Origin of the sequence: Hoylesella pleuritidis, assembly GCF_963541955.1 — a bacterium.
GTDB classification, from domain to species: Bacteria; Bacteroidota; Bacteroidia; order Bacteroidales; family Bacteroidaceae; genus Prevotella; species Prevotella pleuritidis.
Map to the genome: position 1 here is coordinate 24,803 of NZ_CAUTUT010000011.1, position 17,310 is coordinate 42,112.

At 40.5% G+C, this 17,310-nt stretch carries 11 protein-coding genes; 7 read left to right on the top strand and 4 right to left on the bottom strand.

Annotated features, from left to right (window positions below):
* Genes RWY97_RS06025 through RWY97_RS06035 form a run of 3 tightly spaced genes read right to left on the bottom strand, consistent with a single transcriptional unit; the run spans position 1 to position 5,715 of the window.
* Entirely contained in the window at positions 1-630 is a 630-nt protein-coding gene (locus tag RWY97_RS06025) for a hypothetical protein (protein ID WP_021584180.1), read from the bottom strand.
* Between the two features lie 49 nt (positions 631-679).
* Positions 680-2,221: a RagB/SusD family nutrient uptake outer membrane protein gene (locus RWY97_RS06030; RefSeq protein ID WP_315566107.1), complete on the bottom strand. Its 1,542-nt coding sequence runs from the start codon at positions 2,219-2,221 to the stop codon at positions 680-682.
* Positions 2,222-2,226: 5 nt separating this feature from the next.
* Positions 2,227-5,715 carry a SusC/RagA family TonB-linked outer membrane protein gene (locus tag RWY97_RS06035; protein WP_021584208.1) on the bottom strand — a complete coding sequence of 1,163 codons (3,489 nt, stop codon included), beginning with the start codon at positions 5,713-5,715 and terminating at the stop codon, positions 2,227-2,229.
* Between the two features lie 698 nt (positions 5,716-6,413).
* On the opposite strand from RWY97_RS06035, the gene RWY97_RS06040 reads away from it, so the two are divergent.
* The 7 genes from RWY97_RS06040 (at position 6,414) to RWY97_RS06070 (ending at position 16,561) form a co-directional block, all read left to right on the top strand.
* Positions 6,414-6,956, top strand: a complete 543-nt coding sequence (locus RWY97_RS06040; RefSeq protein ID WP_024992119.1) for an RNA polymerase sigma factor — start codon at positions 6,414-6,416, stop codon at positions 6,954-6,956.
* A 40-nt stretch (positions 6,957-6,996) separates the two neighbouring features.
* Positions 6,997-8,106: a FecR family protein gene (locus RWY97_RS06045; RefSeq protein ID WP_314078975.1), complete on the top strand. Its 1,110-nt coding sequence runs from the start codon at positions 6,997-6,999 to the stop codon at positions 8,104-8,106.
* A 71-nt stretch (positions 8,107-8,177) separates the two neighbouring features.
* Positions 8,178-11,480, top strand: a complete 3,303-nt coding sequence (locus RWY97_RS06050; protein ID WP_315566108.1) for a SusC/RagA family TonB-linked outer membrane protein — start codon at positions 8,178-8,180, stop codon at positions 11,478-11,480.
* A 21-nt stretch (positions 11,481-11,501) separates the two neighbouring features.
* A complete protein-coding gene (locus RWY97_RS06055; RefSeq protein WP_315566109.1) occupies positions 11,502-12,956 on the top strand; it encodes a RagB/SusD family nutrient uptake outer membrane protein in 1,455 nt (484 codons plus the stop codon).
* Entirely contained in the window at positions 12,953-13,648 is a 696-nt protein-coding gene (locus RWY97_RS06060; protein WP_315566111.1) for a DUF4843 domain-containing protein, read from the top strand. Before RWY97_RS06055 ends, RWY97_RS06060 begins: the two co-directional genes overlap by 4 nt.
* A gap of 61 nt (positions 13,649-13,709) precedes the next feature.
* Entirely contained in the window at positions 13,710-15,221 is a 1,512-nt protein-coding gene (locus tag RWY97_RS06065; RefSeq protein ID WP_315566113.1) for a PKD-like family lipoprotein, read from the top strand.
* Positions 15,221-16,561: a TlpA family protein disulfide reductase gene (locus RWY97_RS06070; RefSeq protein WP_315566115.1), complete on the top strand. Its 1,341-nt coding sequence runs from the start codon at positions 15,221-15,223 to the stop codon at positions 16,559-16,561. The genes RWY97_RS06065 and RWY97_RS06070 overlap by 1 nt, the downstream gene beginning before the upstream one ends.
* A 43-nt stretch (positions 16,562-16,604) precedes the next feature.
* Here RWY97_RS06070 and upp read toward each other — a convergent pair whose 3' ends face one another.
* On the bottom strand, positions 16,605-17,264 hold the full coding sequence (gene upp / locus RWY97_RS06075; protein ID WP_021584100.1) for a uracil phosphoribosyltransferase: 660 nt from the start codon (positions 17,262-17,264) through the stop codon (positions 16,605-16,607).
* Positions 17,265-17,310: the final 46 nt, after the last annotated feature.

Genomic DNA, 17,310 nt, shown 5'->3' on the forward strand with positions numbered 1-17,310 from the left:
CTAAAAGTCGTTAAGTGTGAAATTATAGTCTAATGAATGTACAACGCCTGTGAGAGTCTGTATATTGGACGACGCTACACGTGTAGACTTCTTACTGTCGGGCGATACCAAGAAGATATTCAACGGTCCGGCTTCGGGCACTCCGTTGTAAGATATCCGGAAAGAATATATCCACAGCTTCTTGCCCGACAACATTTCGTAAATCTTTCCGCCCGTACCGATAACGCGATCGGGGCTGCCCGAAGGACGACCCGGCGTAAACTCGTCGAGCATAATACGCTGATTGAGTACGCAATTGAGAATCATCCGCCTACAATCTTCTTTCGGAATGTCTTTGACTCTCTTGTAACTGTTTTGCAAAAGATAGCGCCGAATGCTGTGATTGGTGATTCCGAAGAACGTGATTTGTTTACCGTACTTACTCGTTCCGTCAAAAATCGGCTTCAATCCGGCATAGTCTGCCATTACTACTAACGAGTCCCAGTTATAGGAATCGCCCTTAAAATACTCCCACATTGTGGTTTGATGATTTCCATTTGCTTCGCCAGTGTCTACCAAATTGTAGTCGGTGCAACCGATACTGGCCATTGTCAGCAACACTACACCTATTATATATATAACCTTTTTCATATTCTTGTCTGTTTGATATTTTAAAATTCAAATTCTGATCACAGTCTATTTACATAAACGGTAACCAATAAGCTTTCTGTCGAATAACGGTATTGATCACCTTGCCGTCCTTTTCTTTCATTGCGCTTTGAGGCACAGGGAGTACCAATGCACCGTTGATGATATCCTGACGAGTGAGCATTCGGAATTTGCCTTGCAGTTCGGTGGAGATGTAGTTGTTACGAATAATATCGAAATATCTCGTATCTGTCTCTCCGATAAATTCCTTTTCACGTTCCCGGAAAATAACTTTCGCAAGATCATCGGTCTCTGTTGAGGCTCCGAATAATGGCGCCTGAGCGCGTGATCGGATGATATTCAGGTCTGCAATAGCTTGCGACTTGTTTCCTAATTTAGCGTTACACTCGGCGCGAAGAAGGTAAATATCGGCTAAGCGCCAGTATACATAGTCGGCATTTAAACTGCGAAAACTCTTACCGCTGGGTGCATATTGGTCGGCATCATACACGCTTTTACGGAACTTATAGAGTAAAGCGTAATCGTGATTATCCACAACGTGGAGGCTGTCTATCTTATAAAAGAACGCTTTTAGACGTAAGTCGTCAGACGAATACATTCCCTTTACAGTGCTCTTGTATATCCGAAAACCGGTTTCCGACACAATATCGCCGAGCAGAGAAGTCTCTTTCACAGGCCAACTGACAAATTGCGACGCAATGCGATTAGGCGTAACGGCATAAGTAGAACGGTTGATGTCATAGACGATTGTGAAGATTGCTTCAGGATTTACACGTGAAGGGTCGGACAGGTATGTACATAACTCCTCGGGATTGGCGCACAACTGATAGGGCCCTACTTGTCTGCTGATGATCATTGAGGCATATTCCACAGACTTACGATAAGCTTCTTGTGCATCACCTTTTAGTTTATAGAGGTCTATCACGCTGCCTTTCCACGCATAAAGATGGGCCAACAGCGCAGCACAAGCGCCTTTTGAAGCATATTGCTTATTAACAATGATATTACCGTTGATATCTTTCAACTGACCGTAAATGGGCAGAATGTCGAACGCTTTCTGTGCGTGCTCAATGGCAGTGTTGATGACTTGCATTTGGGGAGATGTTCCATAGGCTGCGATTGTTTTTGAATCGATGGGGATAGGCACGTCTCCATAACGCTGAACAAGTACTAAATAAGCCAATCCAAGGCCGAATTCGGCTTGTCCTACGTGAAAGTTGCGACGCTCCTGACTAAGTCCTGCTGTCCGATGGATATTATCAAGCAAGAGATTGCATTCAAATACCAAGTCGTAAAGGCCTTTCCAGTCTTGTACATCGATGACAGACTTCGGATTCCATTGTCTTACTTGTTCGCCTTCTTTAAGTTCGTCGGCTTTTACCCCGGCAGTAATAAAGACTTGATTTTCAGGTACTGCTGAGTTGATGAAGAACTGAATGGACGATGTTGTGGCGTTAAGTTCTGTCTCGGTATTGAACGAATTGGTGTAAGTCAGTCCGTTCTCGGGTTCTATATCGAGGTTGCACGATGTGCAAGCGATGCACAAGGCGCAGGCAATCAAATACTGTTTCATTTGTCTTAGAATTTAAAATTGACACCGAATGTTATCTTACGATTAAGCGGATACTGGTCGCCGAGGTCCTTTCCAGTATATGGATTGATGACCTCAGGGTCTACTCCGGAGTAGTTAGAGAGTAAAAACAGATTCTCACCAGACAAATATACGTTGATGTCTTTGATAAAGAAAGACTTCAGCCACTGCTTAGGCAAGGTATATCCGACGGTCAACTGTTTGAGGCGTAAGAAGCTGATGGTCTCGATATTACTGTCGATATCGCCGTCAAACTGCCCGATATAACCTTGATCTGCAAATTCCAAAGAAGGATAGTCAGCCTTATCGCCCGGACGAGTCCAGAACTTTTTCTTTCGATAATCATTCATCATAACACCGAATTCCTTTGTAAACGAGAAGGCAGAGTTCTTTACCATATTCATTACTTTGCGTTTCAAGGTGAATCCGAAGAGTGCATCTACTGTGAAACCGTTCCATTGTAATGAGCTGAAAATACCTCCGTAAGCCATCGGAAGCGTGCTTCCCGCATAGTATCTGTCCTCAGAATCGATCTTTCCATCCATATTTTGGTCCTTGATTCGGCGCCCGCCTACGCGTAATGGATAGTTCTCCGATCCGAAATAAAGCGGTGTCCGCTTGCCCTGCATATTATAATAATAAGGTATCTCGGACTCATTCTGCACGATGCCTTCATCTTTATAGGTATAGATTCCGTATATCGAACGCCCTAAAACCTTATCTGGCAGATCTTCATTACCGTAAGATTTGCGGAACATATTGCGGTTGTGGGAGATATTGAAGCCCAACGTCCACCTCAGTTTGTCGTTACGAATGATGTCGCCCTGCACCTCTAACTCGATACCTTCGTTGGAAAGAGCCGACGAATTATTCCAAACCTTATCAGTAAGGAAGAAGTTTCCGGGCAGCGGGGTCTGCATCAGAAGCGCGTAAGAGTATTTATAATAATAGTCAAGTTTTACTTTCAGCCGATAGTCTAATAGCTGAAGATCGAGTCCGATGTCGTATTGGTCACTCTTTTCCCATGTTAGTTTATTGTTCGCCATAAACGAAGGGATAAGTCCTAAACTGCCTAAGAAAGTGTTAGCTTCCGACATTACGCCTAAGGCTAAGTATGCTTCTTGAAACTTCTGACCAGATTTACCCCACGAAGCACGCAGCTTTCCAAAGCTCAACCACCATAGGTTCTTCATAAACGGTTCCTCACTGAATGCCCAACCGAGACCTACCGAGGGAAAGGTCCCCCATCGAACGTCGCTTCCGAAGACAGAAGAACCGTCTGAACGAACAGAGAACTCGCCCAGATAACGCTTCTTATAATTATATGCCAAACGGCCTAAATAACTCATCATAGCTTGCTCTTCCTTATTAGTCAGCAGCGATTGTAAGGCTTCTATCGTACCCGACGGATTTTTCCAAAGCTGCGGCCATCCTTCGCCTGCATAGCGGATGCGATTTGTAGGGCCACCTTTTGCAGATCCGGACATTGTTTGAAGCAGGTCGTGATTATAGGTAATACCGGTCATTGCTTCAAAGTTGTGCTGTCCGTTGATGTCGAATTTGTATGTAAGAAGATTCTCGGCTTGCAGCATTGTCATAGCAACATTAGAGGCATTAATCTCCGAGAGCCGATTCTGTGTGAGATAATTGGGCGTGAAAGTGTATGAACGCGTGAAATAATGATCCAATGCAACCGTGGAGGAAAACTTCAAACCTTTCAGAATCTGATAGTTCAGTCCGAGATTGATACGTATGTTATAATTGGAGTTCTCGCGATGAACGTCGCGCAGTCTTCTTAAAGCCTCTTGCTCGGCAATGGATCCTCGGCCCGGCAACAGCGTCGAAGTACTCTTCGGGTCGAATGTCAATCCTTGGATTTTACCTTGATCTGCCCCTGCATTTTTATTGGTATAGGCCATATTCAAACGCACGAACATATCGAGCGAAGGTGAGAGTCGCACGTCAAGATTAGATAAAAGACTGAGCCGACGGAAGCTGGAGCTGATCATAATACCCTTTTCATCGTACACACCTGCATTGACCAGATAACGCACATTGTCAGTTCCGCCCGACAGTTGGGCATCTGCTTTCGTGATGCGTCCTACTCGGAAAGCATACTTCCACCAGTTAGTGCGATTGTTATAAAAGGTATTCAGGGAGTCCTGCACAACGCCGGGAAGACCCGAATTGTTGTCAAGTACCTTACCGTTACGCCAAAAATAATCATAGGCTCCATCATAGTTAGAGTCCCATCCCCACGTATCATTGTGATTCCTGGGTATTACCAGTCGGTTAGTTGCCCAATCATAATGGCCTATTCGTTGGTGTTTAGCTAAGAGAGAAGCAAAGTCTCGCTCGCCCTTTCCTGATATTTGGAGAGGCGTAGCAGGCAACCACGACAGCGTTTGAGATACATCTATGCTTAACTTCGACTTACCATTGTGTCCCTTTTTGGTTGTAATCAGAATCACACCATTAGATGCCCGCGAGCCGTAAAGCGATGCCGAAGCGGCATCTTTAAGCACTTCCACCGACTCAATGGTCGACGGATCGAGACCTGCCAGCGTGTTGATACCGCCCGTTCGGGTAGAGGTGGTGGAGACGACAGGCACTCCGTCGACTACGAACAGCGGCGAACCGTCGTTTACTCCTTGCTGGTTGAGTGAGTTATAACCGCGAATGGTGATTTGCGAACCGCCTCCGCCCGGTGTTCCCGATAGGTTGGTAATCTCCACACCGGCCATTCGGCTTTGCAACAAAGTCTCGATGCTCGAGTTAGGCATCTTTTGCAGTTGGTCGGATTTTACCGAAGAGATAGCTCCGACAAGTTCTCTTGTATTACGTTTACCATAAGCAATCACTGAGACTTCACCCAAAGTATGGGCTGTTTCTGTCAAAACGATGTTCAAAGATTTATCCGCATTGAAAGCCACCGACTTCGTTGCGAAACCTATGCAAGATACCGTGAGCTCGCCGTTGCGTTTGTCCGTCTTCAACGTAAACCGCCCTTCGGCATCCGTCGTGATACCCGTCTTAGTGCCTTTAATCTGAATTGTGGCAAAAGGAATCGTCGTTCCGTTGCGTTCTTTCACGACACCGGTAATCTGATAGTTGCCCGACTGTCGGCTATCCAACTTGAAAACTTTGATTTCCTTACCGCTCACACTGTAAGTAAACGGCGTGTGCGAAAGCAACTGTTGGGTGGCTTGAATCACTGTAACATTGTCAAACGAGACTGTTAATGTCGTGGCATAGGTTTTCACTTCATCTGAACAGTTTACCGTATAACCGTCTTGGCGCGCAATAACATCCAAGATTTCGGTCACGGTTTTGTCCTTGAAAGAAAGCGATACGGTCTTGTTCGCCGTCTGCGCATTGACGTTGAGCGTGAACGCAAAGGTCAGGCAAAAGGCGAATTTCAAGATTTTGAGCGGCAACTCACGTGTAGTCGCAGCAGATCTCATTGATTTTCTCATATCTGTGTCATTAAGTTTTGTCCCATATTTCGTGGTATTGGGATGTGGCTCGGCATATTTTTTCTGCCCAATTACAACAAAATTATTTGGGATGTTATATTAAAGTCGGCGACAAAAATACAAATAAAATTTTAAAACGAGTACGTTTTGTATATATTTTGCGCATAAATTGTTCCTTATTTCTCCATAATTCGTCATCTCGTGACGAAAGGAAACTCTGAGGTTCACATAAACTGACCCTGCGTTTTGAATTAAAGAAAGGAAAATCTCTGTAAATAATAAAAATCATTAAGAAGCCGTTTGGTCTGTCGTTAAATACCTCTCACAGAACAGATTATTACCTCTTTGATACTACCGGTATCTCATTGAAAATCAATGGAAAACAACTCGTCTTATGGGGAGTATCGAATCGCTTGGCATTTAACCGTTAATCGTCGTGCGTTTAACTGTTAGTTAGCCGATGAAATGCCGTTAAACGCACGGCAATTAACAGTTAGTTACAACAGAAAGTGTAACGGTTTGTGAATCAGACCAATTCAAAAATATTCAGAAAATATTTTCTTTGTCTGAGCGTTTCGGTTGCAAATTGATATCCCTTAATAAAAGATTTACAAATTTTGAACGGTTAAATTTTAATCTTTTAGTCCTTGATGGAATCCGGAATTAAATTGTATCTTTGCTGAAAGAAAAACAAAACAATGATAAGAGGTAAAACGGCAAGAACCGGATCAGTATTCTTGGAAAGAGAGTTTGCAACTTTCTTCAAAGAAAACTACTCTCGTCTCTACTATTATGCACTTCATTTCATCCCCGATCCCGAGGTTTGCAAGGATATCGTCAGCGATTCTTTCCATTTTATGTGGGAACGAATCGCCGATTTCAAGAAAGAAACGGCATTGACTTATATGTATACTCATGTCTGTCATCTCTGTATCGACCATATAAGAAAAGCGAAAATCAGAAAGAATCATATTCATTCATATTTGTCTCTGATACAAGAACAGAACTCTGATGCGCATCAAGAGAGCGAAGAGCGAATAAAAATGATAATGGCTATTATCGATAAACTTCCTCCGCTCACACAGAAAGTAATGGAACTATGTTATATAGAGAAAAAGAGATATAGAGAAACCGCAGAGATTCTTGGGCTTTCTGAAAGCGGAGTCCGAAAACATATAATGAAAGGTTTAGATACGATTCGGAAACATTTTTCTGTCAGATACAAAAAAGGTGGGTATTAAAGTGGCAGTAAGTTCGTAGTAAATAAATAAAGATTGCTTTATGAACAAAGATTCAAATAAAAATAATCAACCAGTAGATTCGCACGTCGAACTTTTGCATTATGAGTGTGAGCAGGCCTTGTTGCGTCGTCGTTTTGAGGAGCCTTTGATAGAGGAAGAGTGGCGGAAATGGAAGAAGCAGAATTTGCAAAAGAAAAGAAAGAAGAGTCAAGTGGCTATGTTTGTCTTTCTTCTTTCTGCTGCAGCTGCTGCGATAGTATGTATTTTCTTGTTGTATCCGTTCTTGAAAATAAACGAATCGGTCGTGATGAAGACTATATATACAGCAAAAAAAGACATAAATACGATCTCAGTGGATGAATATACAGAAAACGGACACATTGACAAAAAGATAACTATTTATAAAGAGAAACAACAGACAAAATTAGAAAACGGTGCTATTTTATCATCACAGGTGGCAGATTATTCGAATCTACAAGTCGGAACAGCCAAAACAAATATAGTAACGATTCCGCGAGGACAGACTTATAAAATGTTATTGAATGACGGAACCGAAGTTTATATGAATGCAGATAGTCGTTTGGTATATCCGACTTATTTCTGTGGAAAAGAAAGAGTCGTGAGACTTCGAGGCGAGGCTTATTTTAAAGTCAGACCTGATAAAGATAGACCGTTTATTGTTTTTACGGATAAAACAAAGATTTCGGTATTGGGAACCGAATTTAATGTCAGATCTTATGAAGATTCAAGTGAACATATAACCTTAATTCGCGGATCAGTAAAAGTTCGGATCCCTGAAATAGAGAAAGAAATTCTGCTCACACCGGGTAAAGATATTGCTTATGCGGATAGAAAATATGAAATCAGAAATGTTGATACCGGCCTTTATACACAATGGAAAGATGGGTATTTTTATTTTGATGATGTTTATTTGGCCGATATTTTAAAAGAACTCGGTTATTGGTATAATGTGACGATTGAGATGGAAGAGGTGCCGTCTCTTCGGAAACTGAAACTGCATTTTGTGGCAGATAGAGGTGAAACAATCGGTCGGATTATTGATAATTTGAATGCTTTCAACAGTTTTATTATCTATTGGGATCGAGGAAAGAGAAAGTTAATTGTACGAAAAAAAAATAATAAATCATAGGGACTATATAGATACTGTCTTCGTAGTACAGACAATGATATCTAAAATTATACCTTATGGAGAACTTTTTAATGAAAAAGAGAAGAGTATTTCCCCAAATATTCCTATCTTTATTGATCTTCTTTGGAGGAGCGATTCCCGATGGCGTTTTTGCTCAAAATGCAAAAACTAAAATCAGTCTTTCGTGTGAGAATGAGCAAATGTCTTCTGTTTTGAAAAAAGTGGAGGATATCTCGAATTTCAAAATTTTGTTCATTTATAATGAGATACAAAATTTCAAAGTAACGATTAAGTTACAATCTAAGACGATTGAAGAAGTAATGCAGGCTATCGTCACCCCATTTCCGCTGGCCTTTACGATTAAAGGTAAGTATATTACCGTTTCACGTAAAAAAGAGCAAGGAACAAAAGCGATAACAGGAACAGTCTGTGATATATACGGTATTCCACTGTTGGGAGTCAACATTCAGACGAATGATAAAAGTATCAGCGGAATAACCGATAAAGATGGACATTTCAATATTCCTATTCCTGATGAAAAGCAAGTGACGGATGTTACTTTCTCGTATATAGGAATGAAGAAAGTTTCTGTGCACTTTACCGGAGAGCGGCTGTCGGTCACAATGAAAGACGATGCACAGAAAGTTGGCGAAGTGGTAATTACAGGTATCTTTGATCGGAAAGCGGAAAGTTTCACCGGAGCAGCCACGGTTATCAATCAAGAGGAACTGATGAAAAATGGCAGTCAAAATTTATTGCAGAATTTGAAAAACATCGATCCTGGTTTCAAAATTATTGAGAACATAAACTTTGGTTCAGATCCTAACCGTATGCCTGAAATACAATTACGTGGGCAGCAAGGGATTCCTGACATCAAGGGAACTTATGGTGATAATCCTAATCAGCCGTTATTTATTTTGGATGGTTTCGAAGCAGATATCACAACTGTATTTGATCTTGATATGAATCGTATTAAGACCGTCGTTTTACTAAAAGATGCCGCTGCAAAGGCCATTTATGGTGCCAGAGCAGCCAACGGTGTAGTGGTGATCGAAACGCATAAACCGCAAGAGGGAAAATTGAGATTTTCATATAAAGGTGACCTTAATATCAGTGCCCCGGACTTAACCGGTTATAATCTCTGTAATGCACGAGAGAAATATGAAGTGGAAAAAAATAATAGCACAGGACAGGGAAGTTATTTCAAAGAGAAATACCTCAATAGCGTGCTGGCTGATATTGAAAGAGGTGTAGATACATACTGGCTTTCTAAACCATTACATACAGGTGTGGGGCAAAGACACTCGCTGTATATGGAGGGGGGTGACCAACATATACGTTATGGTATTAATTTGCTGTACAATGATGTCAAAGGTGTGATGAGAAAATCGGGCCGTAAGACCTTTACGGGTGGATTTAATTTCTCTTATAGATACAAAAACTTGCTTTTCCGCAATCTGTTCAATGTCTCGCTGAACCGTGCCGACGATTCGCCCTACGGCTCTTTTTCTTTATATACTAGTTTGAATCCCTATTGGACTCCTTATGATGCAGATGGAAATTTGAAAAAGATAGCAGGTGTTATCGGGGGTGGTGGACTGATGGAAATCCCGATAGGGAATCCGTTATGGGATGCACAAATCGGTACTAAGAATTTTAGCAAATATACCGAATTGACAAATAACTTTTATATTGAGTGGAATATCTTGGAATATCTGAAATTAACTGGGCGTATTGGCATATCTCAACGGCAGAATCTTCGAGAAGATTTTTATCCGGCTTCGCACTCACGATTCGCCAGTTACAAGGAGGAACGTTTCTTTGAAAGGGGTACTTATGATAAAACTGACGGAAAAGCATCTTCTATTCGATCGGATTTGAACGCTAACTATTCATTCTCCTGGCATAAACATCAGTTTTTTCTGAATGCAGGTTTCAATCTACAACAAAATACGGCGGAAAGTGTAACACTTTCTGTTGTAGGCTTTCCCAATGAACTGATGAACCACATCACTGCGGGAAAAGAATACCGTCAAAATGCACGTCCTGGTGGTAGTGAAAGTATCAGTAGAGAACTCGGCTTTCTCACAGCAATGAACTATGCCTATGATGATCGATATTTAGCTGACCTTTCTTATCGTGCTACGGGTTCTTCGATGTTTGGGAAAAATAACCGATGGGGGCAATTTTGGTCGGCTGGAATAGGCTGGAATCTGCATAAAGAATCTTTTTTGGCTAAGGTAAAATGGCTGAAACTATTCAAATTACGATTGTCCAATGGTTATACAGGATCTCAAAGATTCAATCCTTATCAAGCATTGGCTACATTCGGCTACTATCAAACTCACGCGTATGATAATTGGGTGGGGTCTTATCTATTGGGATTACCTAATGATAATTTAAAATGGCAACGAACACAAGATTATAATATAGGATGTGATCTCAATCTGTTGGGGCATTTCAATTTACGTTGTGATTATTATATTCAAGAAACTAAAGATCAACTCTTAGATATGACTATACCTCCTTCGATGGGATTTGTTACTTATAAAGAGAATCTCGGAAGCACCCAAAATAAAGGTATGGAGATGAAAGTGAATACGCATATCTTGATGGATACGAAAAATAACCGCTATTTGAGTGCGTTTTTTTCAATTGCCCGAAACTCGAATAAAATCAAAAAAATATCGAAAGCTTTACAAAGTTATAACGATGCTAATGATAAGCAGCTTTCGGAAGGAAAATCTAATGAGGTAAAGCGACCACTTCCTCATTATATAGAGGGGCGGTCGATGACTGCTATCTGGGCTGTTCGTTCTTTGGGGATAGATCCGATCACAGGAGACGAGATCTTTCTAACAAGAGATGGAAAGACAACAACAGAATGGAATGTCTCTGACCAAGTTGTTTGCGGAGATGCAATGCCAAAATATACGGGAAATTTTGGCTTGAATATGGATTATGCGGGATGGTTTTTGAATTTATCGTTTCATTATCGATTAGGCGGACAGGTCTATAACCAAACTTTGGTAGACAGAGTAGAAAATGCCAACATCCTGTATAATGTAGATAAACGCATTAATAGTGCCATCTGGAAAAAGCCAGGTGATATAGTAAGCTATTCGTACAGCTTATATAAAATGACTAAACCAAGTTCGCGATTCATACAAGATGTGAACGAACTACAGCTCTCATCCTTGAACATTGGCTATGATTTCAAACATTGTACCTGGATTAAGAGAGTTGGTTTGAAGCGGCTAAAAGTGAGTTTTTATATGGATGATGTATTCCGGGCCTCAAGTGTGAAAGTCGAGCGGGGATTAGACTATCCCTTTGCACGTACTTATTCTTTTTCTTTACAAACAACTTTTTGAATAACTAAATTTTACTGACAAATGATATTATTACGAACGATAAGTAATTTTCTTGGTATTGTATTCTTTTTCCTGGTGGTAACAGCGTGTGAAGACTGGCTGTCAGTTAGTCCATCATCAGAAGTGAGATATGATGATCTTTTCAGTCATAAAAACGGATTTAAGGATCAACTGACAGGTATATATACTGCAATGTGTACAGAATCGCTTTACGGTGCTAATTTAACTTATGGAATGGTAGATGTTTTGGGACAACAATATGTTTGGACATTGGAAACGGGAAACTATTATCACTTAAATCGCTTCGAATATACTAATAAGACCAGTATATCTGTTATTGACAATACTTGGAATAAAATGTATAATGCGATTGTCAATACCAATATCCTGTTAAAAGGAATTCGCGAGTTTACGGGCGTTTTGTCTGCGGATGAGAGCCAGATTTATGAAGGTGAAGCTTTGGGATTGAGAGCTTTCCTCCATTTTGATATTCTACGTCTTTTTGGGAAAAGTTATACTACTGGACCCGATACTAAGGCAATCCCTTATGTGACAGAGGTTTCCAATAAAGTAATTCCATTGTCAACTGTCTCCGAAGTTCTGAATTCCATAGTTGCAGACTTGGAAAAAGCCAAAAGATTATTGAAAAACGATCCCGTTAAGGCAAGAGGTTTGGTAACTCCATTCCTTGGGAACCGCAATTTCCATTTCAACTATTATGCTGTTTGTGCCGCTTTGGCCCGCGTTTATCTGTACAAAAATGATAGAGAAAATGCTTTGACTAATGCGTTAGAAGTGATCAATGCGAATAAATATCCGTGGGTCAAGCAAGAAAATGTGACGACTCCAACAAGGGAGGCGCGTGACGGAATTTTTCTCACAGAAAGTATTTTTATGCTCAATAATACGGATTTGGACAATCTCACGGGGAAGTATCTTCGTGAAGGATTTACTTCGGATAAGAGTAACTTATTAACGATGAGTCAGGAGGTTATCGACCAAATTTTCGAAAAAGAGAAATATGGCAGTTTCGACTGGCGACTCAATTATTATTTCGAAGTTCAGAAAGAGACATTTTATGGGAGTTCTAAACTATGGCAATTTAGGACAATGCCAGCTGCATACAGAAATCAACAACCGTTGATCCGAATAAGTGAAATGTATCTGATTGCAGCAGAATGTGCAGCAAGTCGTACCGAGGCTATTAGCTATTTCAATACATTACGTCATCATAGAGGATTCGATGCTGGATCTGATTTGTCTGAAATCATTTCAGAGGAAATTTTGAGAAATGAGATTAGTAAAGAGTATCGGAAAGAGTTTATCGGTGAAGGGCAATGGTTCTTTTATTGCAAAAGGACCAATCGTAAGGAACTTCCCAATGCAATCGTTCCGTTTAATGAGAATTATTATGTATTGCCACTCCCGGATCAGGAAATAGAATATGGAAACAGATTTCAAAAAACAACAAAATGATGAAAAGAACGAAATTGCTCTATATAATAGTTGTCAATGCATTAGTATGTATCTTGTCAACAGCTTGTCGGAAGGAATATCCACAGTTTGACTCTGGTTTTGCATCAGTGCGTTTTGTTTATAATCAAGCACGGGAAGACAGTACAGTCTACTCTTTTGCATTACATCCGAATATAGGCGAAGGTATTGTGGAGATTCCGTTACGTATTATCGGTTTACCACAATCGGTATCCCGTGAGGTGGGAATAGAAATAGATAGAGAAAAGTCTACTGCTGCGACAGAGAATTTTTTCATCGAGAAATGCGAGATCGCGCAGGATATGTTAATGGGAACGCTACGAGTTATTGTAAGAAAGACAAAAGATTTGGACAATAAACCATCGATAATATCCCTAAGGTTATGTGAAAACAATTTTTTTTCCGCAGCTCCCATCAACGAATCTCACTTCCGGATTATCCTGACAAATAGCTTAGTACGTCCTGCTGACTGGCCCAAAGAATTCGGTATTTACAGTTCCGTAAAACATAAGTTTGTCATTCAAATAACACAAAAAGGTACTGACTATAAGGAATGGAATGCTCAGGAACTGATCTATTATATCGGATTATTGAATAAGGCACTCTATGAGTATAACAAAAATCATCCAGGAGAACCGTTGACAGATGAAAATGGTCTGGCAGTTACTTTCTGAAAGATGGTATTCTTTCATAATACTGTTGAATTATAATAGATACAATAATAAAAGAAGAATTATGAAACATATAATAAGAAGTCTTTTCGTTATATTGCTCTTACTCTTTGTTACAGTTTCTTGCTATCGAGATATAGGCAATTACGATTATACTCCGCTTCCGGAAATACGAATTTCATCCAAAGATACAATATATGTTAAACAATTTGATACATTGCATCTGGGTGTGGAAGTTGATTTTGACGGACAGCCGGCAAATGAATATGATTTTGAATGGCGTATCTGGGCGAATACCGTTGGAGGCGAAGATAAAAAGAAATCAATCGGAACAAATAAGGAACTTGTATATTATACGACAGAATCACCTGGTTCTTATACGCTTGTTTTGACGTGTCGGAATAAGAAAACAGATGTGAAAGTCTACAAGGAAATCACACTGTTAATTCAAGGAACAATATCTGAGGGTTGGATGGTATTGCAAGAGAAAAATGGGAAAACGGATTTCGACTTGATTATGACACCATTTATTTCCAAACGTATAGAGAAAGATGTTATTCTGTCTGATTTGTATGAATCTGTCAACGGAGAGCCATTGAAAGGAAAAGGCGTAAAGATTGGCAGTTATTATGCGTTGGGGCGCTACCAATATGTTACTATATTGACCGAAGACGGGGGTGTTAGGCTGTCAGCTGTCACAATGCAAAAAACGTATGATATTCCTACACTGATGTTGGATAAAAAGCCCTTAAAAGTGGAGAACTATTTCTATTTCCCATACTATTGGTGTCTGGGACGTGGAAGCGAAGTTATCATATCCGATGGGCGCTATTATATCAATGAAATGCTTGGGAAAGGTTTCACCGAACCGATTTTGAAAGGAGGTGAAACCTATAAGTCTTCACGCTGGGCACCCCGATGGCTATGGACTTATAAAGGAATGATTTATGACGAATTGAAAGGTCGTTTTCTCGGAATCAAGGCTCCGATGCTTACTGCTACTTCTTTACCCGAAGCGGTAGGGCGTATATGTGACTGGAATGATATGAAGGCATCGCTTCGATATATCGAAACAGGGTTCAAGCATTACGAATACGCATTAATGGAAGATTGGAATACCCATCAGCTTACGTTATATGTTTTTAACTTTGACGCAAAAAATAATTTTGACGTAGCGAAATATTCGGCGGATCATTGTCCTGAGCTTGATCAGGCTTTATATTATGCCGTGGGAGAACGCGGTAATATCTTTTATTACAGTACCGGAAAAGATATATACCTCTACGATTATATAGGTACCAATACGAGCAAGAAAGTCTATACTGTAAAAGACGGAGAGTTGATTACAAATATGAAGATTCTGAAACCAACACTACATAAAATCGTTCCCAATCATCCTTATGATAATAAGGTGCTCATTTTATCAACTCATAATGAGCGAACAGGAGAGGGAAAGGTCTACATGTATTACTTTAACGAAAGCAACGGAGAAATTGATTTTGGTTCGGAGAAAGTTTTTAGTGGATTCGGTAGGATTATAGATATGGATTATAACTTCCCCAAATACGGTACATAATGATGAGAAGAATAAGTTGCATCATCACAGAGATCGTTTTCTTTCTCTGCTGTTTGTGGGTAGATACTATAGCACAGATCAATATCCATTTTACGGAAAATGCTGGGAATAAGATCAAAATAAGTTTCTGTGACTCACTCTATGAATCTTTTTTGGATTCTTCCGGTGCGACTTCTGTGAGTCTGCCCCATGTCCTTACGCCTGGCTACGCTACGTTGTATGAAACAAATAGAATATGGTCACTATTTATTGATCCGCGAGAAGAATTGGAAATATGGAAAGATGTAAATGGGAAACTGAGATTTTCGGGATTGCTCGCTACTACCAACAGCTATCTGAATGACAATTTTCTTCGCTATTTGACATTGGATTATAGGAAATCAGAGATGGTATTTATCTCAGAATGGGAGAAATTACCTAAGAAATTGGAGGTTTATCTTGACTCGGCCAAAGTCCCAAATCGTTTTAAAGAATTGGAAAGAAAACGTTTGCATTGGCTTGTGTGCAATATGTTGTTGGCCTATCCTCTCCATCATTCGCGGGCTTTGAATCTGAAATCTTATCATCCCACAAGAAGTTATTACGAACGACTTGCCCGAATTATAAAAGAAGACGACAGTCTTGAAAGTCTAAATGAATATAGGCTTGCATTGAAAGAATGGATTTCTTCCATTGCATATAGAGACTGCAAGACAAATAATCCTTTCTGCCGTCTTCAAAAGGAATTGGAATACGTTGGTGATAGTATTAAGAATCCACGGCTTAAAGAACGTCTTGCAGATATCTTCATTACGAGGTATCTCAGATTTTCCGGTACAGCACATCTTAAAGAGGTTAAATCTCTGCACGATAAAATGGTCAGAGATTCTGGAATGAAAGCTCGTTTCGCACAGATTTACCGACAATATGCCTTACTGGTTAAGGGACAGGCTGCGCCATTATTTTGTTTGCCTGACATCAATGGAGTAGAAAAGAAACTCACCGATTATAAAGGCAGTTACGTTTATATTGATGTTTGGGCAAGCTGGTGTGTACCGTGTTGCAAAGAGTTTGAGGCACTCAAAAAACTGGAACAAGAATTCCAAGGCAAAAATATCCGATTTATAGGAATTTCTATCGACCGAGATAGCATTGTCTGGAAAAAGAAAGTGAAAGAAGAATCGTTAGGAGGAATCCAACTACACGCCTCTGAAAACAGTACATTCAAAGACGATTATAAAATTGTTTTGATTCCTCGCTTTGTTTTATTGGACCCACAAGGTAGGATTATCAATGCTGAAATGACTCGTCCGTCCGATCCGAAAACAAAGATTATCTTGCAGAACCTGTTTGAATTCTGATGTCAGTATTCTTTCTACATAAATTCTGTTCGGAAATAAAAAGTCACAACTTGTCGCCGTAACACAAGTCGCCGGCATCGCCAAAACCGGGAACGATGTACTTATGTTCGTTCATTCCGGGATCGATAGCAGCACACCAGATTGTGGTTCGGTCGTCAGGGAATACACGTTTGATGTGGTCGATACCCTCAGGATTAGCAATTACACATGCTACGTGAATGCGACGGGGCGTACCTTTGGTGAGAAATGCTTTGTACCCCAGCTCCATCGAACTTCCCGTTGCCAGCATCGGATCGGCTATGATGAGGGTTTTCGCATCAATGCTCGGTGTTGCCAAATATTCCACATGTATACCTACATTATGATGTTCGGCGTCGGTGTACTCGCGATAAGCCGAAACAAAGGCATTTCCTGCGTGATCGAAGATGTTGAGAAAGCCGTTGTGAAAGGGCAGACCAGCACGGAATATCGTTGCCAACACAATCTTGTCTGTGGGTACATTTACGTGAGAGATACCCAAAGGAGTTGCTACATCCTTAGCCTGATAGGTTAAAGTTTTGGATATCTCATAGGCTTCGAGCTCGCCGATACGTTGAATGTTATTGCGGAAAAGCAGTCGGTTTTTCTGATAATCGACGTCGCGCATCTCTGCCAAGTACTGATTGATGATAGAATTGCTGTCGCTGAAATTAATGATTTGCATTGTCGTGTCGTACGGTTTAATGTGAGTCGTTGGGCCACTCTTTTGC